The 22,236-nt window shown below is 42.5% G+C and carries 21 protein-coding genes; 3 read left to right on the forward strand and 18 right to left on the reverse strand.

Annotated elements, in window-relative coordinates; genetic code table 11:
- Positions 1-119 precede the first annotated feature (119 nt).
- The 8 genes from fabF to yceD form a co-directional block, all read right to left on the reverse strand.
- On the reverse strand, positions 120-1,352 hold the full coding sequence (gene fabF / locus DXX94_RS02865; protein WP_116013733.1) for a beta-ketoacyl-ACP synthase II: 1,233 nt from the start codon (positions 1,350-1,352) through the stop codon (positions 120-122).
- A 147-nt stretch (positions 1,353-1,499) separates the two neighbouring features.
- Positions 1,500-1,733, reverse strand: a complete 234-nt coding sequence (acpP, locus tag DXX94_RS02870) for an acyl carrier protein (RefSeq protein ID WP_116000470.1) — start codon at positions 1,731-1,733, stop codon at positions 1,500-1,502.
- A 166-nt stretch (positions 1,734-1,899) separates the two neighbouring features.
- Positions 1,900-2,634, reverse strand: coding sequence for a 3-oxoacyl-ACP reductase FabG (fabG, locus tag DXX94_RS02875; protein ID WP_116013735.1), 735 nt, complete (start codon positions 2,632-2,634; stop codon positions 1,900-1,902).
- Positions 2,635-2,682: 48 nt separating this feature from the next.
- Positions 2,683-3,615, reverse strand: coding sequence for an ACP S-malonyltransferase (gene fabD / locus DXX94_RS02880; protein ID WP_116013736.1), 933 nt, complete (start codon positions 3,613-3,615; stop codon positions 2,683-2,685).
- A 26-nt stretch (positions 3,616-3,641) separates the two neighbouring features.
- Positions 3,642-4,601 (reverse strand): beta-ketoacyl-ACP synthase III, encoded by a 960-nt coding sequence (locus DXX94_RS02885; RefSeq protein ID WP_116013738.1) that lies wholly within the window; start codon positions 4,599-4,601, stop codon positions 3,642-3,644.
- 3 nt (positions 4,602-4,604) lie between these two features.
- Positions 4,605-5,606, reverse strand: coding sequence for a phosphate acyltransferase PlsX (gene plsX / locus DXX94_RS02890; protein ID WP_245961547.1), 1,002 nt, complete (start codon positions 5,604-5,606; stop codon positions 4,605-4,607).
- 54 nt (positions 5,607-5,660) lie between these two features.
- Positions 5,661-5,831, reverse strand: coding sequence for a 50S ribosomal protein L32 (gene rpmF / locus DXX94_RS02895; protein WP_116000475.1), 171 nt, complete (start codon positions 5,829-5,831; stop codon positions 5,661-5,663).
- A gap of 38 nt (positions 5,832-5,869) precedes the next feature.
- Positions 5,870-6,382: a 23S rRNA accumulation protein YceD gene (gene yceD, locus DXX94_RS02900; RefSeq protein ID WP_116013739.1), complete on the reverse strand. Its 513-nt coding sequence runs from the start codon at positions 6,380-6,382 to the stop codon at positions 5,870-5,872.
- A gap of 125 nt (positions 6,383-6,507) precedes the next feature.
- Between yceD and DXX94_RS02905 the strand changes: the two genes are divergently transcribed.
- Positions 6,508-7,116: a Maf family protein gene (locus tag DXX94_RS02905; protein WP_309545225.1), complete on the forward strand. Its 609-nt coding sequence runs from the start codon at positions 6,508-6,510 to the stop codon at positions 7,114-7,116.
- A 26-nt stretch (positions 7,117-7,142) separates the two neighbouring features.
- Here DXX94_RS02905 and DXX94_RS02910 read toward each other — a convergent pair whose 3' ends face one another.
- Together DXX94_RS02910 and rluC are read right to left on the reverse strand one after the other, a co-directional pair.
- A complete protein-coding gene (locus DXX94_RS02910; protein ID WP_116013743.1) occupies positions 7,143-7,793 on the reverse strand; it encodes an HAD family hydrolase in 651 nt (216 codons plus the stop codon).
- A gap of 99 nt (positions 7,794-7,892) precedes the next feature.
- Complete coding sequence (rluC, locus tag DXX94_RS02915; protein ID WP_116013744.1) at positions 7,893-8,855, reverse strand: 23S rRNA pseudouridine(955/2504/2580) synthase RluC; 963 nt, start codon at positions 8,853-8,855, stop codon at positions 7,893-7,895.
- 602 nt (positions 8,856-9,457) lie between these two features.
- On the opposite strand from rluC, the gene rne reads away from it, so the two are divergent.
- Entirely contained in the window at positions 9,458-12,550 is a 3,093-nt protein-coding gene (gene rne, locus DXX94_RS02920) for a ribonuclease E (RefSeq protein ID WP_116013746.1), read from the forward strand.
- A 79-nt stretch (positions 12,551-12,629) separates the two neighbouring features.
- Here the strand turns inward: rne and DXX94_RS19630 are convergent, their stop codons facing one another.
- Positions 12,630-12,935 carry a ComEA family DNA-binding protein gene (locus DXX94_RS19630; protein ID WP_116013747.1) on the reverse strand — a complete coding sequence of 102 codons (306 nt, stop codon included), beginning with the start codon at positions 12,933-12,935 and terminating at the stop codon, positions 12,630-12,632.
- A gap of 122 nt (positions 12,936-13,057) precedes the next feature.
- Complete coding sequence (gene pyrF, locus DXX94_RS02930; RefSeq protein WP_116013749.1) at positions 13,058-13,756, reverse strand: orotidine-5'-phosphate decarboxylase; 699 nt, start codon at positions 13,754-13,756, stop codon at positions 13,058-13,060.
- Between the two features lie 218 nt (positions 13,757-13,974).
- Here pyrF and DXX94_RS02935 point away from each other — a divergent pair, with 218 nt between their 5' ends.
- Positions 13,975-16,197 carry an EAL domain-containing protein gene (locus tag DXX94_RS02935; RefSeq protein WP_116013750.1) on the forward strand — a complete coding sequence of 741 codons (2,223 nt, stop codon included), beginning with the start codon at positions 13,975-13,977 and terminating at the stop codon, positions 16,195-16,197.
- Between the two features lie 120 nt (positions 16,198-16,317).
- Here DXX94_RS02935 and lapB read toward each other — a convergent pair whose 3' ends face one another.
- From lapB to aroA, 6 genes are all read right to left on the reverse strand, one after another.
- On the reverse strand, positions 16,318-17,487 hold the full coding sequence (gene lapB, locus DXX94_RS02940) for a lipopolysaccharide assembly protein LapB (protein WP_116013752.1): 1,170 nt from the start codon (positions 17,485-17,487) through the stop codon (positions 16,318-16,320).
- Between the two features lie 8 nt (positions 17,488-17,495).
- Positions 17,496-17,738, reverse strand: coding sequence for a lipopolysaccharide assembly protein LapA domain-containing protein (locus DXX94_RS19715; protein ID WP_116000014.1), 243 nt, complete (start codon positions 17,736-17,738; stop codon positions 17,496-17,498).
- A 125-nt stretch (positions 17,739-17,863) separates the two neighbouring features.
- On the reverse strand, positions 17,864-18,151 hold the full coding sequence (gene ihfB / locus DXX94_RS02950) for an integration host factor subunit beta (protein WP_116000013.1): 288 nt from the start codon (positions 18,149-18,151) through the stop codon (positions 17,864-17,866).
- 100 nt (positions 18,152-18,251) lie between these two features.
- Positions 18,252-19,916 (reverse strand): 30S ribosomal protein S1, encoded by a 1,665-nt coding sequence (gene rpsA, locus DXX94_RS02955; RefSeq protein WP_116000012.1) that lies wholly within the window; start codon positions 19,914-19,916, stop codon positions 18,252-18,254.
- Between the two features lie 88 nt (positions 19,917-20,004).
- Entirely contained in the window at positions 20,005-20,700 is a 696-nt protein-coding gene (gene cmk / locus DXX94_RS02960) for a (d)CMP kinase (RefSeq protein WP_116007718.1), read from the reverse strand.
- A gap of 219 nt (positions 20,701-20,919) precedes the next feature.
- Positions 20,920-22,200 carry a 3-phosphoshikimate 1-carboxyvinyltransferase gene (gene aroA, locus DXX94_RS02965; protein ID WP_116007717.1) on the reverse strand — a complete coding sequence of 427 codons (1,281 nt, stop codon included), beginning with the start codon at positions 22,198-22,200 and terminating at the stop codon, positions 20,920-20,922.
- Positions 22,201-22,236 lie beyond the last annotated feature (36 nt).

Raw genomic sequence — 22,236 nt, forward strand, 5'->3', positions numbered from 1 at the left:
TAGCAAGCGATATTTTCGTGTTAACTGCACCTTAGATGGTATTTAACGACCGAAAATTTGTTTAGCCTATATTAGATAAACTACTTACTAATCGACTTATTAAGTTTTTTCAAACTTTCTTAAACTTTTTTAAACAACAAAGAGCCGTTTGTACCGCCAAAACCGAATGAATTACAAAGTGCATATTCAAGATCAACGTCTCGGGCGCCATCAGCAATGTAATCTAAGTCGCAGCCTTCGCTTGGGTTTTCTAAATTAATCGTCGGCGGTACTTTGCCATTAGCAATAGCCTGAATAGTAAAGATCGCTTCAACAGCACCGGCTGCACCAAGCAAATGACCTGTCATCGACTTTGTTGAACCTACCATCAATGCTTTTGCATGATTACCAAATACAGTTTTTACTGCGTTGGTTTCAGCAATGTCACCCGCAGGTGTTGAGGTACCATGGGCATTAATATAACCAATTTTTGTAATATCGATGTCAGCATCATTAATAGCATTTTGCATGGCAGCAGCCGCACCTTCACCATCAGCCGGTGGTGATGTCATATGATGAGCATCACCGCTCATACCAAAGCCAACAAGTTCAGCGTAAATTTTTGCACCACGTGCTTTCGCGTGTTCATACTCTTCTAGCATAATTACGCCTGCACCATCACCCAGTACAAATCCATCTCTGTCTTGATCCCAAGGGCGAGAGGCTTTTTCTGGATCGTCATTTCGTGTTGATAACGCACGTGCCGCGCCGAAGCCACCCATGCCTAGTGGCGTTGAAGCTTTTTCTGCACCGCCAGCAAGCATTGCATCAGCATCACCGTAAGCAATCATACGCGCCGCATGACCAATATTATGAACACCGCTAGTACAAGCCGTGACGATTGAAATATTTGGACCTTTTAAGCCGTACTGGATAGACAAATGGCCTGAGATCATGTTGATAATGGTCGCAGGAACAAAAAATGGTGATAGTCTACGTGGACTACTATTTAATAATTTCTCGTGGTTCTCTTCAATTAAGCCTAAACCGCCAATCCCTGAGCCGACAGCAACGCCAATACGTGCTGCATTTTGTTCTGTCACATCAATGCCAGAATCTTTAATTGCTTGAATACCTGCGGCTACACCGTACTGGATAAACAAGTCCATTTTTTTGGCTTCTTTTTTTGGCATATAGTCTTCAACATTGAAGTCTTTTACCAAACCAGCAAACTTAGTTGGGTAGTCTGTGGTATCAAAATGCTCAATCATGCTGATGCCACTTTGACCAGCAAGCAAGGCATTAAATGTTTGTTCAGGTGAATTGCCCAGCGGGCTCAACATACCAAGACCGGTAACTACAACACGTCGCATAGGAAGAGTTGCCTCCGATAGAATAGATTTTAGATAGGTAATTATAGTTCGTTAATGCTCAGTTTAGTTGATTCTATTTAACACGAGCGATAACGAGATGACTTAGGTAGAAAGTAATCAGGCGGTATGTACCGCCTGATTTAATAATTACTGGTTAGCTGTTACGTAATCGATTGCAGCTTGAACAGTTGTGATCTTCTCTGCTTCTTCGTCAGGGATCTCTGTGTCAAACTCTTCTTCTAACGCCATAACTAATTCAACAGTATCAAGTGAGTCAGCGCCTAAGTCGTCAACGAAAGATGCTTCATTCGTTACTTCGTCTTCGCTTACACCCAGTTGCTCAACTGTAATTTTTTTTACGCGTTCTTCGATAGTACTCATTTTTTTTCCTTTACTAGAATATGCAATTTTGCAAATTGCGTGTAGTGTATTCGCCAAAAGTTATCCATGCAAGCAACTAATTTTAGTTTTTGTTCTGGTCTAACCTGCTGGCCTGTATATATTTATATCAATTTTGTAGCATTTAACAAGGTCTGTAGCAAGCCTACTAGACCATGTACATACCACCGTTTACGTGAATCGTTTCACCGGTTGTGTAACCAGCAGCATCTGATGCTAAGAATGCAACCGTGTTTGCAATATCTTCTGGTTTACCCAAACGATTTGCAGGAACTTGCGACAGCATTGCTTCTTTTTGTTCGTCAGTTAGTGTTTGCGTCATATCAGTGTCAATAAAGCCAGGTGCGACGGTATTAACCGTAATTCCACGTGAGGCAACTTCTCTTGCCAAAGATTTGGTAAAACCTAACAAGCCTGCTTTAGCTGTCGCATAATTGACTTGGCCAGCATTACCCATAGTGCCAACAACAGAGCCAATATTGATTATGCGACCACAACGATTCTTCATCATTGGGCGCAATACAGCTTTACTCAGTTTAAAAACAGATGACAAATTAGTCTCGATAATATCGTCCCATTCATCTGCTTTCATGCGCATGATCAAGTTATCGCGCGTTATACCAGCGTTATTTACCAAAATATCGATAGCGCCATGCTCTGTTTTAATGGTTTCAAACATCGCAGCAATAGAATCATCACTGGTCACATTTAACACTAAGCCATGCCCTTGGCCTAAATATTCACTAATTTTTTCAGCACCGTGCTCTGATGTAGCAGTACCAATAACAGTTGCGCCAAGCGCCTTAAGTTGGCTTGCTATAGCTTTACCAATACCGCGACTTGCGCCTGTAACGAGTGCGATTTTACCTTCTAAAGAAAACATATATTTCCTATTTTTAGTAGCTATTATTAATCGCTAGGCCCTGCTCACTTAGTAAAGTGACTTAGCCTTTGCGAGTGTGTCATTGTCATTAACCGCTATACACGTTAATGCTTTATTAATTCGTTTCGTTAAGCCCTGTAACACTTTACCTGGACCCACTTCTAATAAATTTTCTACTTGTTTGCTTGCCAAAAACTCAACCGTTTCAGTCCAACGAACTGGGCTGTATAATTGGCGAATCAAGGCGTCTTTGATGGCTTCACCTGAGTTTTCAAGCGCAACATCAACATTATTAACCACAGGTATGCTAGGTTCATTAAAAGTGACTTCAGCAAATACCTTGGCTAGCTCGTCAGCCGCAGGCTTCATCAGCGCGCAATGTGACGGAACACTAACAGGCAATGGTAAAACACGCTTTGCACCAGCTTCTTTACAAAGTTCAGAGGCTCTTGCAACCGCTTCACTGTTACCTGCAATCACGACTTGCCCAGGAGAGTTAAAGTTAACAGCGGAAACCACTTGATCTTGCGCTGCTTGCTGACAAGCTTCAACTATTGCATCATCGGCTAGACCAATAACAGCTGCCATCGCCCCGACACCTTCAGGTACCGCAGCTTGCATAAATTCGCCACGCTTTTCTACGAGTGTTACGGCATCTGCAAGTGACAAGACATCCGCACATACCAATGCAGAGTATTCACCTAAACTGTGGCCAGCTAGATAAGCAGGCGCCAATTCGCTTTCTGCTTTTAGCACACGCCACAACGCGACACTGGCTGTTAGCAATGCAGGCTGAGTAAAGTTGGTTGAGTTAAGCTGTTCAGCAGGGCCCTGAGCAATTAATTGCCATAAATCATAGCCCAGTGCTGCAGATGCTTCTTGAAAAGTTGTTTGTACAACTTCATGGTCGGCAAAATCGCTAAGCATGCCAACCGCTTGTGATCCCTGACCAGGAAAAACAAACGCTAAAGTATTTTGCATTTTTCTACCTAATATAATGTTGTTTATTAGTATTTAATAAGTGCTGAGCCCCAGGTAAAACCACTACCAAAGGCTTCTAATAATAAGGTTTGACCGCGCTGAATTCGACCATCTCGAATGGCCTCGTCAAGTGCTGTGGGGATTGTTGCAGCTGAAGTGTTGCCGTATTTATCCAACGTGACAACAACTTGTTCCATCGGCATATTGAGCTTTTTCGCAGTTGCTTTAATAATTCGTAAATTAGCTTGGTGCGGCACCAGCCAGTCGATATCTGATTTATCTAGATTGTTCGCAGCCAATGTAACGGTGACGATCTCACTCAGTTTTGTCACCGCACATTTAAAGACTTCATTACCTTTCATGTACAGGTATGCTTGCTCTTCGGTTAACAAACCACCGCGTTTTGGGGAATCAGCACCTAATAAGGTGCCATAATTGCCATCAGCATGAATATGGGTCGACATTACACCTGGTTGCTCTGATGCTTCTAGTAAAACCGCACCTGCACCATCACCAAATAAAATGATAGTGCCTCGGTCTGTCGGATCACATAAATGAGACAGCACATCTGAGCCAATCAGCAATACGCGTTTGGCCATGCCAGACTTAATGTATTGATCTGCGACGCTTAAGCCATAAACAAAGCCAGAGCATGCTGCGGCGATGTCAAATGCAGGAATATGAGGAATATTAAGATGTTTTTGCACGTAGCAAGCTGCACTTGGTAAATCGGCATGTGAACTTGTTGTTGCGACAATGATCATGTCGATGTCGGCATAATCTATACCCGCCATCTCAATAGCGGCTTTAGCGGCTTCAGCGCCCATAAAGCCGACATTTTCGTCTTCACTGGCGATGCGGCGCTCTTTGATACCTGTGCGCTCTGTGATCCACTGATCTGTGGTATCTACCAGTTTTTCTAAATCTTCGTTGGTTCTAACTTGTGAAGGAAAGTAGCTGCCTGTGCCAACAATTTTTGCATACATATATTATTTAGGGCCTTGTAATAATTCTTGTTCCAACGTGTTTTTAATTTTCTGAGGAACTTGCCTTTCTACTTCTTTTACTGCTTCTAATATGGCGGTAAAAAGTGCTTTTGAATTAGCATTACCGTGGCTTTTGACGACAATGCCCCGCAATCCTATCAGACTTGCCCCGTTGTACTGGTCGGGGTTCAAGGTTTTAAACAGTTTTTTTAACGTTGGGGCCAAAAACTGCCCTAATATTTTAGTCACAACGTTCTTATCAAACACTTCTTTGACTTTTTCAAAGACTAAATTGGCTACTCCTTCACAGGTCTTTAATGCAACATTACCGACAAAGCCGTCACACACAATAACATCAGCTTTGTTATTAAAAATGTCATTGCCTTCAATAAAACCAACATAATTGATATCGGGACTCTCAGCAAGTTGTGCCGCCGCGAGTTTAATATGATCACTACCCTTGATATCTTCTTCGCCCATGTTAAGCAATGCAACTCTAGGTTTATTGATACCGTCAACCTGCTCAGCCATCACCGCGCCCATAACACCAAATTGGTATAAGACATTAGCATCACAAAAGACATTGGCGCCAAGGTCGAGCATAAATACGTGTTGGTTGGGTTGCTGTGTCGGTAAGGCAGATATCAAAGCTGGCCGTTCAACGCCTGGCAAGGTTTTAAGGATCAAATGCGCAGTAGCAAACAAGGCGCCAGTATTACCCGCACTGACACAGGCATCCGCTTTTCCCTCATTAACAAGGTCAATGGCTCTGCGCAGTGAAGAATCTTTTTTGGTGCGCATTGCTGCGAGCGGCTTCTCGCCCATGGTGACCACTTGCGTGGTATGAACAATGGTAATTTGTGGGTGGTTTAACGCTTTTTGGCGTCTAAGATGACCTTGAATAGTGTCTTGGTCACCGCATAGGATAAGAGATAAGTAAGGAAGTTTTTCGACCGCCATAATTGCTGCTACGATCGAAACAAGGGGGCCTTTATCGCCCCCCATTACATCTAACGCTATGGTTAGATTCTTCAAAGCTGTGCTCGCCTAGTCGATTGACTATTTAGCGATAACTTTAACACCTTTGTAGAAACCGTCAGCTGTCACGTGGTGACGACGGTGAGTTTCACCAGATACTGGATCTACTGATAAGTTTTCTGCGGTTAACGCGTCGTGTGAACGGCGCATGCCACGTCTTGAACGAGACTTTTTGCTCTTTTGAACTGCCATAGCCTAACTCCTAAAATCGGTTGCTAACTAAAATATAACTACTTGAGTTGTTTCAATACGTCAAATGGATTTGGCTTATCAAGCTCTTCAGGCAGTTCGCCCCATGTTGTATCGGCTTCACCTTTACAATCATCGAGTTCATGCCGTGGAATTAATGGAATTGCAAGTAATAACTCGTCTTCCACTAACTCTCGCAAGTTAACTTCACCATTTTCATCTAATTCTATTGCGTCATAATATGACGGCAAATCTGCAGCACCTTCTGCATTTTTAACCGGGCTAAACTGGAAATCAATTTCCAGAGTATGCGCAAATTCGTCATTACAACGTTGGCATATCAGCCCTACTGATGCCGAGCCCCTACCTGATATTACTATTAGGCCAAGTTCATCCACATCAAATTGAAAACTAACTTCGATTTGCTCGGTTGTGCTTTCACACGACTCGAGTAATCGGTTCATTTCCGCTAACTGAAATATCCCGTCACACTCAAGTCTTCGTTGAGCGCTTTTGTAAGGATCTATCGTTACTGGTAGCTTAAGGTTCTGCATAGGGCGCGAATAATAAAGGGCTGACCTGCATGTGTCAAAAGAATTTTGTGCTTTTTCTTTAATTTTCGAGATTCAAACCTATATCAAGGAGTATCTTGTGCAAACTATGATAAGAAATTGTATAAATTATGAGAAAAATCGTTCTAGGCTCTACATCTATTTACCGAAAAGCCTTACTGGAAAAGCTCAACCTTCCCTTTGATTGCGTTAAGCCTGAAGTCGATGAAACACCTTTCGAAAACGAGTCCCCCGAAAAGCTAGTTGCTCGCTTAGCACAAGCTAAAGCAAAAGCCGCTGGCACCGATGTGAACAATGCGTTAGTGATTGGCTCAGATCAAGTGGCAGTTCACCAAGGAAAAATTCTTGGCAAACCTCACACTGTTGAAAATGCTATTCAACAGTTAACCCGTTTTAGTGGGCAATCTGTGACTTTTTTAACTGGGCTTAGCGTTGTTGACACTCAATCAGGCCAAGCACAAACCATTGTTGAACCTTTTACTGTACATTTTAGAGAGCTGACTCATGAAGCAATAACTAGTTATGTACATGCTGAAATGCCGCTTAATTGTGCCGGAAGCTTTAAAAGCGAGGGGTTAGGAATCTGTTTATTTGAAAAGCTCGAGGGCGATGACCCTAATAGTTTAATCGGCTTGCCGCTAATTCAACTCACCAAGTTATTACAGCACTTTGGCGTTGATGTGCTAAGTCAGCAATCAAGAGACAAACCATACTAACGTTGCTAAATAAAGATAAAATAGCGCTAGTGCCCTGTCACTAGCGCTTTAAGCTCCAATATGGAATCTACTATGGCTTTTGGCTGGCAAGCATCGAGAGATTCTCGCTTGTCAGCACCTAAGGTAATACCAATGCTGGCAACACCCGCGTTGTTTGCCATATTCAGATCGTGACGTGAATCCCCTATCATCACGGCCTCTTCCGGTTTAACATTTAACTTTTCTAATAGCTGTTGAATCATATCAGGAGCTGGCTTTGAAACAGACTCATCCGCACAAATAGTCATATCAAAATGCTGATGAAGCTGAGTTTCATCCAACATATGATTTAAACCCTGCCGTGCCTTACCTGTCGCCACTGCCACTAATTTGTTTTGCGCTTTTAACAAGCTCAGCATTTCTTTGACATGATCAAATAAAGGTGATGCAACTTCCGTGGTTGAGTACTGCGCTTTGTAGGCGGCAATCATTTCTTTCACTGTATGCGCTTCAAGGTCGGGAAAAAGTTTTTGCAAAGCAGGCACTAAACTCAAGCCAATAATACTTTTAGCATCGTCATCACTTGGTGGTTTCAGCGATAAGCGCTCTGCGGCGGTTTGAATAGAAGTCACAATTCTGGCAATTGAGTCCATCAAAGTGCCGTCCCAATCAAAAATATAAAGCTTGTAATTATCCATAGTTGCTACTTAGCTGTTCTGTATCAAATACCAATGAAGTTGAGGGAAAATTAATGTTCGATTTGCGTTGGTGCAAATACAGTTAAAACAAACCAATCACTATTTTGACTGGTTTGCTTTAAGGTTTTTCAAAGCTTTGGCTAAGGCATTGTCCAGCGGTGCCTCAACCTTTAAACGCTTCTCTGTGCGCGGGTGGGTAAACTCAATACTTGCCGCATGTAAAAACAAGCGATTAAGGCCGACTGCTTTCATTGCACCATCAAAATCTTCATGTCCATATTTCGGGTCACAAGCAATGGGGTGCCCTTTCGTTTGGCAATGAACACGAATTTGATGAGTTCGTCCTGTTACTGGAAAAGCGCGAACTAAGGTAGCACCGTCATAATGCTGAATCACTTTATAGCGAGTTTCCGATTCTTTGCCATTAATGTTGTCAACAATCACCACTCGCTCGCCTGACTTAAGGTCATTTTTGCGTAGGCCTTCCGTCACTTTAGTGAGTTTCGGTGACCAACGACCTTTTACCAAGGCATGATAAAACTTCTGAACATTCTTCTTACGTAGTTGTTCGTGCAAATTACGCAAAGCCGAGCGTTTTTTTGCCACCACTAAACAGCCCGAGGTATCACGGTCTAAACGGTGCACTAGCTCCAACATTTTGGCTTGTGGCCTAAGGGCCCGCAAAGCTTCAATTACGCCAAAGTTAACGCCACTACCACCATGTACTGCCATACCTGATGGCTTATTGATGACCAACAGCACTTCATCTTCGTATAGAATTTGTGATTCTAAGTTAGCAACGACATTCAGCTGAGTTGAGACTGGCGCAGACTTTTCTGAAACGCGAATTGGCGCCACGCGGATGATATCTTCATCTTGCAGTTTATACTCTGGTTTAGTGCGTTTTTTGTTAACGCGAATTTCCCCTTTGCGGAGTAACCGATAAATCATACTTTTCGGCACACCTTTAAGGGTTTTCAATAAATAGTTGTCGATTCTCTGACCAGCGTCATCCGCTTCAACGGTAAAAAATCGTACTTTAGGTTTGTTCTCTTCGTTCATGGCGCGCAGTCTAGCATAAAAACGTAGTTTTTTAGCTAAAATAAACAGGTATTTGATTGCTATCTGCTAGCAGATAGTGGGATAATCGGGCCGCTGTGTCGCATAAGCATAAAACACAGCGTAAATTGGCAGCATTGTGTAGAAAAGTCGAACGAAGACGAAAGATAGTAAGAGGCAAAATGAGGCTACTTTAATGTGCGAGAAAAGACACATTAACTGACAAGCCCGTTGTACAACAAAGCGCGCGTAACTTGCTTTGAAGCTACATAAACATTATGTCCAGCGTACCAATGCTAAATAACAAAAATAACAACATCACCTAAGCCTCGGGTTAACTCAATCATGTTAAACAAGCTTAGTTAAACACGTATGTTGTTGACAGCACAGCACGCTAGCTGAGCACATAAAGAATTATTGTAGTGAGTCTGACAAACTTACTATCTAACAATCAGAAGAAAATAACAGCTTACCGGACAAAGGCACACTATAAGTCGGGTAAGAATGACACCCGTGAGGCTGACAACTAGCTGTTACCATTGCGATAGATTGCTTTGTGTTCTAAGCAAATGGTGTGCTGTGACCAAAATAGAGTCACAGAAACTATGAAACGTATGTTAATTAACGCTACACAGTCTGAAGAGTTACGTGTAGCCTTGGTCGACGGGCAACGCCTTTACGATTTAGATATCGAAAGCCCTGGCCATGAGCAGAAAAAGGCAAATATCTACAAAGCGAAAATCACTCGCATCGAACCCTCACTAGAAGCTGCTTTCGTTGACTATGGCGCTGAGCGTCATGGCTTCCTACCAATGAAAGAAATTGCCCGAGAATACTTCCCTGAAGGCTACAAGTTCCAAGGCCGCCCTAACATCAAAGACGTGTTAACTGAAGGCCAAGAAGTGATTGTTCAGGTAGATAAAGAAGAGCGCGGTCAAAAAGGCGCGGCACTTACTACGTTTATTAGCTTAGCGGGTAGTTACTTGGTATTGATGCCAAATAACCCACGTGCCGGTGGAATTTCTCGCCGTATTGAAGGCGACGAACGCACAGAGCTTAAAGCGGCGCTTAGCAAGCTAGACCTACCTAAGGGTATGGGTTTGATTGTTCGTACTGCTGGTGTGGGCAAAGACTACGAAGAGTTGTCTTGGGATTTAGACATTCTACGTCACCACTGGAACACCATTGAAGAAGCTGCGGCAAGCCGCCCTGCTCCATTCTTGATCCACCAAGAAAGTGGCCTGATCCAACGTGCTATTCGCGATTATTTGCGTCGTGATATTGGTGAAGTCATCGTTGACCGCCCGAAAATATTTGAACGTGTTAAGCAACACATCGAATTAGTGCGTCCTGACTTTGCCAGCAAAATCAAGCTGTATACTAACGACGTACCATTATTCACCCACTACCAAATTGAAACGCAAATTGAATCGGCGTTTCAACGTGAAGTGCGCTTGCCATCAGGTGGCTCGATCGTTATCGACCCAACCGAGGCGATGATCTCTATTGATATCAACTCGGCACGTGCAACAAAGGGTGGCGATATTGAAGAAACGGCGTTCAATACCAACCTAGAGGCAGCAGAAGAAATCGCTCGCCAATTACGCTTGCGCGACGCCGGTGGCCTAGTGGTTATCGATTTTATTGATATGACGCCAACACGCCATCAACGCGAAGTAGAAAACCGTTTACGCGATGCGGTTCAACAAGACCGAGCGCGTATTCAGTTAGGTCGTATTTCACGCTTTGGTTTGATGGAAATGTCACGTCAGCGTTTACGCCCATCGATTGGTGAAACTAGTCAAAATGTTTGTCCACGTTGTAACGGTACTGGCCAAGTACGTGGTATTGAATCACTAGCGTTATCAATTCTTCGTTTAATGGAAGAAGAGGCCATCAAAGAAAACACTGCGCATGTGCAAGCACAAGTACCAGTGCCAGTGGCAACTTACTTATTAAATGAAAAACGTCGTTCGGTAATGCACATTGAAAAGCATCACGGCGTAAAAGTATTGATTATTCCGAACCCAAACATGCATACACCTCAATATGAAGTATTGCGCGTTCGTGAAGACGAAACTATTGATGAAGCAAGCTACAACGTTAAGACAAAGCCTGCTGAAGTTGAAGAAGCTGTAATGCCAAAATTCAACAAAGAAGCAGCGAAAAAAGACGAGCCTGTTATTCAAGGGATGTCTGCTCCTAAGCGCGCACCTGCCCCTGCTCCAGCAAACAACAAGCCACAAGCGAGCAACAAACCGGCAGAGCAGAAAAAAGGGTTATTATCTTCTTTTGTTAACTGGTTAGGTGGTTTGTTCGCTGAAGAAGAGGAAGAGCAAAAAGAAGCGCCGAAAGCTAAGCCAAGAGGTCGTCGTGACGACAGAGGCGGCCGTGATAATCAGCGCAACCGTAAAGGTCGCAACGCGAACCAGCGTCGCAACAATCGTCAGTCAGCTAAAGACAGAGACGAAAACAAAGACGTTAGAGAAGCAAAAGACACGCGTAATAACAAACCGAAAAAGCCACGTAAGCCAGAGCAAGATAAAGCTGCGCAAAAGCCTAAGGAAGAGAAAGTTGCAGAGCGCAGGCAGCGCCGTAACAATCGCAAGAAAGTGCGTGTGGGAGATGAAAATACCGTTCAAAGAGAAACTGACGTTTCAGCAGCAAAAGCTGAAGAACGCAATTCAGACGCTAAATCATCAAGACCAGCAAAACCGAAGAAGGCTGAACATAAAAAAGCTGAGCACAAATCGGTTGAACGTAAGTCAGCAGATGAAAACACTGTTTCAGAGAGCGCTCAACATGAAAACAAAGCTAAGCAGCAAAAACCGCAAAGAAAGCGTAACAAACCGCATGCGGAAAAAACTGACAATTCAGCATCTGTTGAACAGCTAGCGGAAACGCATACGAGCGAAGTCCCAGCGACTGAGTCAGTAGATGGCGATGTTAAGCCAGAGCGTACACGCAATCGTCGTTCACCGAGACACTTACGCTCTCATGGTCAGCGCCGCCGCCGCTCAGCGGAAGACACAAATGCCGAAAAAAATGCAGCAGGTGATAATTCAGCAGTTGCTGCGTCAGATATCGCTAACACTGAAGTCAATGATGCTCAGACAACCAGCACTCAAACTGACAAGGTGCAAGTTGAAAGCATTCAGCAACCTGTTAACGAACAAGCTGTTGCTGAGATTACTGAAGATCCAGTAGAAGCACGCTACCCTGAAGTTACTCAGCAAACTGAAGCTGCTATTGTCGCCGAGCCAAAGGCAGAAGTTCAACAAGAGCTGCCTGGTTTGGACTCAGGTTTGGACTCCGGCTTAGGCAACGAACAGCAAGCTCAAGCTATTGCTGAACAACCTACGGCCGCTGATATAGAAGTTAAAGTACCTGTAGTAAAAGACTCAGTGGCTGAAGCTGTTGAGGAAGGAACGGCGGCAGAAGCACCTGCTAATACTAATGTTGAACAAGAAGCCCCAGTTGCTGCTAAAGCTAAAACGGCTAAACCTAATAAAGCGTCACAATCGTTTAAAGGTAAAGCAAGTTCGCCTATGGCAAAACCTGTCACTGTTGACACGGTGAACTCGATTCCATCGGCTGCAATGCCAATTGAACAGCGATTGATTGTTCAGAAGTCTGAACAGCAAGCAATTAGAGCGCTAGTGGTTAATACAAGTCAATCAGGGCCAGCAAAGCCCTAATCAACTCTACTAAAGCTCAAATACAAAAAGGCCAGCAATTTAGCTGGCCTTTTTAATTTACTCTTATTGAAAACGAGCTTTATATCTTGAGTAAGTGCCTATTATTTTCAATAAAACGCTCCCCTATTCCTTTTACGTTTGTTAAATCATCAATGCTAATGAAATTGCCATTTTCGAGACGATAGTCGATTATGGCTTGCGCTTTTTTCTTGCCAATTCCTTTTAGCAGCACAAGTTGTTCCATCGTTGCCTGATTGACATCTATTGGCTCCTGAATAACCACCTGAGTTTTGGTAGCACTCATTTCAGGCATGTTGTTCGCCAATGATGAATGTGAAAAAAGAGTAAGGGACGCTACTATCGCAGCGAAGATAATGTTTTTCATGATCAATCCTTGTAATGTTTTCCATTTTATTTAGTCAGCTACTTAATGTAGCTGACTAAACAATTAGTACGCATTTCTCAGATTGTCAAAATATATGCCGCCATTTGAAGCCGTAAATAGAATTAGCTGCTAAGTGACTGATTAATCTCTTGCAATACTTGGTGAGGGTTGTCTGATTTTGTGATTGGACGGCCAATTACTAGGTAATCTACACCAACAGCTACGGCCTGCTCAGGTGTCATGATACGTTTTTGATCATTCGTACTGCTACCGGCTGGTCGAATACCTGGAGTTACCAGTTTAAAATCATCGCCAAAAGTATCTTTTAGTGATTCGGCTTCCCGTGCAGAACATACCACACCGTCTAGGCCAGCATTTTGTGTCAGTGTAGCTAGACTGTTAACGTGCTCAGCAGGCGATTTTTCAATACCAATACCCGCAAGGTCTTCTTCGCCCATGCTTGTTAGTACAGTCACTGCAATCAAAAGTGGCGCTTTATCACCATAAGGTAGTAACGCTTCTTTTGCTTTCTCCATCATTTTTGTACCGCCAGAGGCGTGTACATTTACCATCCATACACCCAATTCTGCAGCGGCAGTAACTGCTTTTGCCACTGTGTTTGGAATGTCATGAAATTTCAGATCTAAAAATACATCAAAGCCACGTTTAACGAGCTCGCGGACAAACTCAGGGCCAAAGTAAGTAAACATCTCTTTGCCTACCTTAAGGCGACAATCACTTGGCTGAATCTTATCTACAAAGGCTAGCGCGTCTGCTTGGTTGTCAAAATCTAAGGCAACAACTACTTTTGCATCAGTCATGAAGAAATCTCATTTGTAAAATTTGCGCTATTCTAGCTTGAAACTGTTTAAATATCGAAAGATTAGTTTATTGATGGCCAAATCAATACCTATCTATCGCCGATAACAAGGTACTTGATCTATACGATCATTGATTTTTTCTAATCAATTGACTTAGATAAGAAATAAATTCTAAAGAAATACGATCTAGTAACTAATCGTAAATAAAAACTAAGCATATGAAGTCGATATTCAGCTCGTTTAAAAAGCGTCTCCAGCAGCCAAAACCTTTGCAGTGGTATATCAGTGCCCCCTTACCCCTGTTTGCCGGATTAGCGTTAATGTTGGTATTGCTTGTAGCACCCAAAGTCATTGAAGACCTAGTAAAAGCTAATGCCGTTGAAACCGCGGTTGATTTGACTAAAACTTTGCAGAAAATCAGAAACTATTATGCAGAGCACGTGCTTAGTGAAGTAAGTAATACCGATACCATCGAAATCACGCACTTACATAAGCTCAGCGACAACAGTATTCCTATTCCGGCCACCTTTTTAATGGAAATGGCGCAGTCGTATTCTGAAGAGGACAAGCTGCGTGTCAATGTGACTAGCCCACACCCTTTTAACTCAAGAAAAACCAGGGCAATGAACGAATTTCAAAAATTGGCATGGCAGCAATTAACACTTAATCCAGAACAACCTGTTAGTACCTTTGATAATGTTGCGGGAAATCGTGTCGTTAAAGTGGCGCTTCCAGATAAGCTAACAGCAAGTGCTTGTGTTGACTGCCACAACTCTCATCAAGATTCGTCAAGAAGAGATTGGCAACTTGGCGATGTTAGAGGAATTCTGGAAATTACTGTCGATGTTGAGCACAGTTTGAAACGTGCAAACCAACTAAGTTTTATGATGATTCTAGTGAGTTTTGTCAGCTTATTGATACTTGTACTGTTTAACCGCCATATTGCCAAAAAAGTTGTTACGCCACTCTCAGCAATAACAGCGGCAATGACATCTTTGTCGGAACGCAAAATTGTCAGTACCGAAACCTCGCACTCAGGTTACAAAGAAGTTAATGCGCTAGGTAACGCATTTTTAAACTTCCAAAATAGTGAGCAGAAGCGACAAGCGCTAGAGAATGAAGTACGTCAACTTGCTTATTATGATTCGTTAACTAGCCTACCTAACCGCAGCGCAGCGTTAGAGAGGCTGAACGAGCAAGCAAATTTGGCAAGTACCAAGCATTCATTTGCGCTTATCATCATTAACATTGAAAAATTCAATGAAATAAACGATACGCTTGGCTACAACATTGGCGATCAAACACTAATTCAAGTGGCTAAACGCATCACCAACGTCTTTGTCCAAGAGTATGTTGCACGCTTTAATACCACAGAATTTGCGGTAATAATGCCGTGTAAAAACGCCGAGGGCGAACCATGTCCAATGAAAGTAGAAGCAATGACCAAGCAAGTTATTACTCGCTTGCAATCACCAATGATGATTGACGAACATCAATTGCACTTGTCGATTTCAATTGGTATTAATCAAGTCGTGAATTCAGCGAGTAACAAACAACAAATAAATGAAATAGTCGCTCATGGTAATATTGCCCTTCACCAAGCTGAAACCAGCCATACGCAAAAAATTGTGACCTATACACCAGAGCTTTCCAACGCGCTCAACCAGCGTGTTTCAATGATTAAAGCGCTTAAACTTGCCATTGCTAACAATGAATTAGTGCCTTTCTTTCAACCGCAGCTTGACTTAAACACCGGTGAACTAGTGGGTGCCGAGGTACTACTTCGTTGGATCAAACCAGACGGGACACTAGTGCCTCCCTTTACTTTTATTCCACTTGCCGAAGCTTCAGGATTGATTTTACCTATCGGTAAACTCGTACTTGAACAAGCATGTCAGCTCAACAAGCAATGGCAAGACAAAGGATTTAAACCTTTTAGAGTGGCAGTAAATGTCTCAGGTGTGCAGTTTGATCAAGACAACATTGTCGATGAAGTCAGCAATGCATTAACATTGTCTGGGTTAGAGCCTAAGTGGTTAGAACTTGAGGTTACAGAAACCGCTTTAATGGCAGATATTAACGAAATCATCGCTAAGCTATCACAGCTCCGAGAATTAGGGATTGAATTAGCCATCGATGATTTTGGCACTGGCTATTCTTCATTAAACTATTTGAAACGCCTACCAATTAATCGACTGAAAATAGATCAATCTTTTGTCCGAAATGTTATCGACAATGAAGACGATCAAGCAATTATTGAAATGATTTTAAATCTAGGTAAATCGATGAAGCTTAGTGTACTTGCTGAAGGTGTTGAAGGGCCAGCAGAAGAAGCATTTTTGAAATCAATGAACTGTGATGAAGTACAAGGTTACTATTACGCTAAACCTATGCCTACGAGTGATTTTGAAGTTTACCTTCAAAGCATCAACAAAGCTTAACTAAATTTAAGGCCAAATAATAGCGGTGATCTCATTACGAAGCTAACTGTCTAATTAAATAGGCCTAGATTAGTCAAAGAAGTGCAATTTTTAAAATTGAATGGGTAAGGCAAGTACACATTACTCGCCTTCAAGGCCCCTAACAGGCTTCAGTTGCTCCCAATCATGACATGATGGACAAGACCAATAGTGTGTGCTGCTGTTAAAGCCACAAGAGCGACAACTGTATCTTGGACGCATCTTTAAGTACGCAGAAACCAGCTCCTTGATCACATCCAAACTTTCACTTTGATTATCCGACGATTCATTCGCAAGTTGTAACTTAACGAAATGCTTAAAGCCTCGAATGGTAGGTCTACGCTTTAAGGCAGCCAATAAAAATTCCACTGCTTTATCTGCGCCATATTTAGTTGACAGAAACTCTAGGTATTTAATCAATGTGCTCGTCGTGCCAGTTTCATCGTACACTTGCTTAATAAAGTTGTAGAAAGCTTCTTCGTCATCCAATGCTTGATAGCAGCTATGCATTTTTTCGATAACTTCAGGGAAAAAGTCTTTGTCTTGTTTATAAATAGCACGATAACACTTAGCAGCTTGCTCGTATTGCTTATGCTCTTCATAAACACCGGCTAAATGCCAATTAGCACGACATGATTTAGCATCGCACACCAATGCCTGCTCTAATAACTCAATAACCGCGATAAACTCACCTTGTTTTTGTGCCTCAAGTGCTTGTTCGCAATAGAAGTTAGCTAGGTTATGAAGTAGTTGTTTGTCTTTGAGTTTAAAAATAGTTTTTTTAAGCGCAATGCCCTGCTGCCAATCCTTAGTAGATTGGTAAATTTGCATTAAATAACCTAAAGACTTTAACTGATAGGGTTTTGCCTTGAGCAACTTATGAAACATATGTTCAGCACGGTCGTACAAACCTGCTGTTAAAAAATCTTTTGCTAGCTCAAATATTGCTTGCTGTTTTGCTTTGGTTGGCAAATTGCCATTGCGTACTAGATGTTCGTGTACTTTAAGTGCTCGGTCGAGCTCGCCGCGCTTGCGAAAAAGGTTTGCCATTGCAAAATGCGCTTCAACGGTATCGTCTTCTACTTTGAGCGCCTCAATCAAATAATCGATAGCTTTATCTTGCTGATTCGATAATAGGTAATTCAAACCTGTTGAGTATTTAATGGATAAATCTTGCTTAGCATTTTGATCTTTTTGCTTAATGCTATTGCGCCCCATAAACCATCCATATCCCATGGCAACAGGCAACAATAGAAACAACAACTCAAGCATAGGTTTTCTTAGCCTTTATTTTGTTTACGCTTGAGTGGCTTAAGCAAATTTATAAGAAACATAAATACCAAGCCGAAAAGAAATCCTAAGCCAGCAAATATACTTACCGCCATTGCGACTGGCATCGTTGCCTTAGCAATGAAATAGTTTAACGTGATTAGCTGATCATTTTGACTACCAAAAGCGAAAGCGACTAGCAGCAATACAACCAGTACAAAAATAGTGAAATATAACTTCAAACTAACATCCAATGATTATTGTCCAATTCAACGTAATGAAAATACCATTAAATCAATCAGAATTGGGAAATATTTAAAAAATCAAAGACAAAAAAAACGGCATGCGAAAGCATGCCGTTTTTTATAATTTTTCGCAACTAAGCAAAGGAAGCATTTACGCGTTCACGTAATTCTTTACCCGGCTTAAAGTGCGGTACATATTTACCGGAAAGCTCTACTGCTTCACCAGTCTTAGGGTTACGACCAGTACGTGGTGCACGATAGTGTAGAGAAAAACTACCAAACCCTCGAATCTCAATACGCTCTCCTTTCGATAAAGATTGCGCCATCAATTCCAGAATTTCTTTGATAGCAGATTCAACATCTTTAGCTGGAATGTGAGTTAAACTTTCCGCTAATTTTTCAATGAGTTCTGACTTGGTCATTAGACCTCCCAGTTGTCATTCAGCATCACGCTAATGCAGTTAACAATCAAGGAGGTGGCTAATAAATAGCAACACCTCCTCACCTTAAGCGCTAAAGAAATTAACCTTTAGCGTTTTTGAATGCTTCTGCCATAGCGTTAGTGAAACCAGCATCGTCTGCTTGGTTCAGGTTGTCCATCGCTTGACGCTCTTCAGCTTGATCTTTCGCTTTGATAGATAAGCTAATTGTGCGGTTCTTACGATCAACACCCATGAACTTAGTTTCAACTTCGTCGCCTACTGATAATTCAGTTGTTGCATCTTCGATGCGGTCACGAGAAATGTCAGAAACACGTAGGTAGCCTTCAACACCTTCAGCTAATTCAATCTTAGCGCCTTTAGCGTCAACTTCAACTACTTTACCAGTTACAATAGCACCTTTTTTGTTATCTGTCAGATACATATTGAACGGATCGTCTTCAGCTTGCTTAACACCTAGCGAGATACGTTCACGCTCTGGGTCAACCTGAAGTACAACAGCAGTGATTTCGTCACCTTTCTTGTATTCACGAACAGCTTCTTCGCCGCCGTTCCATGAAATGTCAGATAAGTGAACAAGACCGTCGATGCCACCGTCAAGACCGATGAAGATACCGAAGTCAGTGATTGACTTGATCTTACCAGTAACTTTGTCACCTTTGTTGAAGTTCTTAGCGAACTCTTCCCAAGGGTTTGGTACACATTGCTTAAGACCTAGAGAAATACGACGACGCTCTTCGTCGATTTCTAATACTAGTACTTCAACTGTGTCACCTAAGTTAACAACTTTAGATGGGTGGATGTTTTTGTTTGTCCAATCCATTTCAGAAACGTGAACAAGACCTTCAACGCCTTCTTGGATTTCAACGAAACAACCGTAGTCAGTTAAGTTAGTTACGCGGCCAGAAAGCTTAGAACCCTCTGGGTAACGGTTAGCAATTGCTACCCATGGATCTTCGCCTAACTGCTTCATACCTAGAGATACACGTGTACGCTCACGGTCGAACTTAAGAACTTTAACTTGAATCTCGTCACCAACGTTAACGATTTCGCTTGGGTGCTTAACGCGCTTCCAAGCCATGTCAGTGATGTGAAGAAGACCGTCGATACCGCCTAAGTCTACGAATGCACCGTAGTCAGTAAGGTTCTTAACGATACCTTTAACTTCTTGACCTTCTTGTAGTGATTCTAGTAACTCGTCACGTTCTACACTGCTTTCTGATTCGATAACAGCACGGCGAGAAACAACAACGTTATTACGCTTCTGGTCAAGCTTAATAACTTTAAATTCTAGGTCTTTACCTTCTAGGTGAGCTGTATCGCGAACTGGGCGAACGTCAACTAGAGAACCTGGTAAGAATGCACGAATGTTGCTTACTTCAACAGTGAAACCACCTTTAACTTTACCGTTGATAACACCGATAACAGTTTCTTTTTCTTCGTAAGCTTTTTCAAGCACTTGCCATGCTTCGTGGCGTTTTGCTTTTTCACGAGAAAGTACAGTTTCACCGAAACCGTCATCTGTCGCATCTAAAGCAACGTCAACTTCTGAACCTACTTCAATTTCTACTTCACCAGCAGAGTTTTTGAATTGGTCGATAGAAATTACTGACTCAGACTTAAGACCAGCGTCAACAATAACGTTGTCTTTTTCGATTTTTACAACAGTACCCTTGATAATTGAACCAGGGCGCGTTTCGATCTCTTTTAAACTTTCTTCAAAAAGTTGTGCAAAATTTTCAGTCATACCTGTATATGAACTCGTATAAATAATCCAATCAACATCAGTGTTTCATGGGGTTGTTAAAAATACTTTGTGTGTCCGTACCCAAAGTTTAAATGGTTTCCGTTTGCGTTAATTTTTCATTGACAAATGAAAGAATTTTACTGACCACTTCGTCAATAGAAAGTTCAGTAGAATCAATAATTAACGCACCTTCTGCTGGCACAAGCGGAGCAACCGTACGGTTCTGATCACGCTCGTCACGTTGACGTATGTCATCCAAAAGGCGCCCGATTTTAACATCAAAGCCCTTTTCCTTCAACTGCTTAAATCTTCGCTCGGCGCGCTCTTCCGCGCTCGCCGTTAAGAAAACTTTCACTGGCGCGTCAGTAAATACCACAGTGCCCATGTCGCGACCGTCAGCCACTAAACCCGGCTCAACGCGAAATGCTCTTTGACGACGCAATAGCGCTTCGCGAATACGCGGAAATGCCGCCACTTTTGACGCTAGTGCGCCTACTTCTTCCGTGCGAATACTATTAGACACGTCTTCGCCTTCGAGAATGACTTTGCTTTCGCCATCATCGGTAATTTCAAATTGCACATCAAGATGTGCAGCAATCGGAATTAACGGCTCTTCTTCGTCAACTTCAATGTTGTGATGCAGCAAAGCCACAGCTAACACGCGATAAATCGCGCCACTGTCTAAAAGTTGCCAGCCCAATTGGTTTGCTACTAGTCGTGAAACGGTGCCTTTACCAGCGCCGCTTGGGCCATCAATCGTGATTACGGGAATGCTTTCTTGCATACATTTTATCTCCTAATGTCGCAAATCGGGCGCATTATACGGGAATTAATAGCGAAAATCGTTCAAAAATTTGTTTTTTAATATTTCTTGGATAACGCCAATGCGCGGATTTATTTTTTAGCTTTACTTAGAAGGCTTGTTGCCTGACTAGTTCAACTTTTATTGCATTGGTCGCGCTAAAGTTGATCTAGATCAGATGCAACAAGTCTTTGGAACTGATTAGCTCGAAACTTGAGCTAATTTATCAAAGTAATCAGGGAAGGTTTTTGCGGTACACTTAGGATCGTTGATAGTAACTGGCGTATCACTTAACGCTACCAGCGAGAAACACATGGCAATGCGGTGATCGTTGTAGGTATCGATTGCTGCATGGGTTAACTTTTCTGGTGGGGTTACAGAAATGTAATCTTCGCCCTCGTCTACTATTGCACCGACTTTGCGAAGCTCAGTTGCCATGGCTGATAAGCGATCGGTTTCTTTGACGCGCCAGTTGTAGATATTGCGAATACTGGTGGTACCTTTAGCAAACAAAGCTGCTGTCGCAATGGTCATGGCCGCATCTGGAATATGGTTCATGTCCATATCAACTGCGGTTAATGGCTTGCCTTTAACCGTGATCGACTCTTCTTGCCAAATGACTTCCGCACCCATTTTCTCTAACACATCAGCAAAGTGCTTGTCACCTTGAACACTTGATGTACCAACACCGTGTACGGTAATTTCACCGCCTTTAATTGCACCCGCCGCTAAGAAGTAAGAAGCAGAAGATGCGTCACCTTCGACCATGTAACGCTCACGCGCTTGGTAGCTTTGCTGGCCTTTGACATGGAAAGATTGATAGTTTTGATTTTCAACGTCAACGCCGAATTTCGCCATAATATCCAGCGTGATATCAATGTAAGGCTTAGACACTAACTCGCCTTCAATTTCAATATGAGTGTCTGTTGGTAATAACGGTGCAATCATCAGAATTGCCGTTAAGAACTGACTTGAAATCGAACCATCAATGGTGACTCGCTCACCACCAAGAGTTTTACCTTTGATTTTTAGTGGTGGGTAATTTGTGTTTTCTAGGTATTCAATATCGGCATTTAATTGATTCAGTGAGTCAACCAAGTGACCAATTGGGCGCTCTTTCATGCGCGGCTCACCCGTTAATACGAATTCACCTTCACTTGCCGCTAATGCTGCACATAGCGGTCGCATCGCCGTCCCAGCATTACCTAAATATAACTCAAGTGGTGCTTGTGCTTTGAAAAAGCCACCATTGCCAACCACTGTGCATTCAGTGCCGCAATCACTTAGTTGGTATTCAATACCTAAGCTAGTGAGTGCATTCAGCATATGCTCAATGTCTTCACTCACTAATAAGTTAGTAATCTTCGTCGTGCCTTTTGCCAATGCGGCAATTAGTAAGGCACGGTTTGAAAGGCTCTTAGAGCCCGGTAAAAATACTTCACCGTCAATTTTGTTGATCGGTTGTAGTGTTAATTGTTCCACTGTAGAACTTCCTTCAATCTCTTTAATCACTTTGAT

Source organism: Thalassotalea euphylliae, from assembly GCF_003390375.1.
Lineage (GTDB): Bacteria > Pseudomonadota > Gammaproteobacteria > Enterobacterales > Alteromonadaceae > Thalassotalea_F > Thalassotalea_F euphylliae_A.

Bases quoted from the DNA above. Each gene is read 5' to 3' on its own strand.
- fabF (WP_116013733.1), bottom strand. From the start codon at position 1,352: ATGCGACGTGTTGTAGTTACCGGTCTTGGTATGTTGAGCCCGCTGGGC.
- acpP (WP_116000470.1), bottom strand. From the start codon at position 1,733: ATGAGTACTATCGAAGAACGCGTAAAAAAAATTACAGTTGAGCAACTG.
- fabG (WP_116013735.1), bottom strand. From the start codon at position 2,634: ATGTTTTCTTTAGAAGGTAAAATCGCACTCGTTACAGGCGCAAGTCGC.
- fabD (WP_116013736.1), bottom strand. From the start codon at position 3,615: ATGCAAAATACTTTAGCGTTTGTTTTTCCTGGTCAGGGATCACAAGCG.
- DXX94_RS02885 (WP_116013738.1), bottom strand. From the start codon at position 4,601: ATGTATGCAAAAATTGTTGGCACAGGCAGCTACTTTCCTTCACAAGTT.
- plsX (WP_245961547.1), bottom strand. From the start codon at position 5,606: ATGGGGGGCGATAAAGGCCCCCTTGTTTCGATCGTAGCAGCAATTATG.
- rpmF (WP_116000475.1), bottom strand. From the start codon at position 5,831: ATGGCAGTTCAAAAGAGCAAAAAGTCTCGTTCAAGACGTGGCATGCGC.
- yceD (WP_116013739.1), bottom strand. From the start codon at position 6,382: ATGCAGAACCTTAAGCTACCAGTAACGATAGATCCTTACAAAAGCGCT.
- DXX94_RS02910 (WP_116013743.1), bottom strand. From the start codon at position 7,793: ATGGATAATTACAAGCTTTATATTTTTGATTGGGACGGCACTTTGATG.
- rluC (WP_116013744.1), bottom strand. From the start codon at position 8,855: ATGAACGAAGAGAACAAACCTAAAGTACGATTTTTTACCGTTGAAGCG.
- rne (WP_116013746.1), top strand. From the start codon at position 9,458: ATGAAACGTATGTTAATTAACGCTACACAGTCTGAAGAGTTACGTGTA.
- DXX94_RS19630 (WP_116013747.1), bottom strand. From the start codon at position 12,935: ATGAAAAACATTATCTTCGCTGCGATAGTAGCGTCCCTTACTCTTTTT.
- pyrF (WP_116013749.1), bottom strand. From the start codon at position 13,756: ATGACTGATGCAAAAGTAGTTGTTGCCTTAGATTTTGACAACCAAGCA.
- DXX94_RS02935 (WP_116013750.1), top strand. From the start codon at position 13,975: ATGAAGTCGATATTCAGCTCGTTTAAAAAGCGTCTCCAGCAGCCAAAA.
- lapB (WP_116013752.1), bottom strand. From the start codon at position 17,487: ATGCTTGAGTTGTTGTTTCTATTGTTGCCTGTTGCCATGGGATATGGA.
- ihfB (WP_116000013.1), bottom strand. From the start codon at position 18,151: ATGACCAAGTCAGAACTCATTGAAAAATTAGCGGAAAGTTTAACTCAC.
- rpsA (WP_116000012.1), bottom strand. From the start codon at position 19,916: ATGACTGAAAATTTTGCACAACTTTTTGAAGAAAGTTTAAAAGAGATC.
- cmk (WP_116007718.1), bottom strand. From the start codon at position 20,700: ATGCAAGAAAGCATTCCCGTAATCACGATTGATGGCCCAAGCGGCGCT.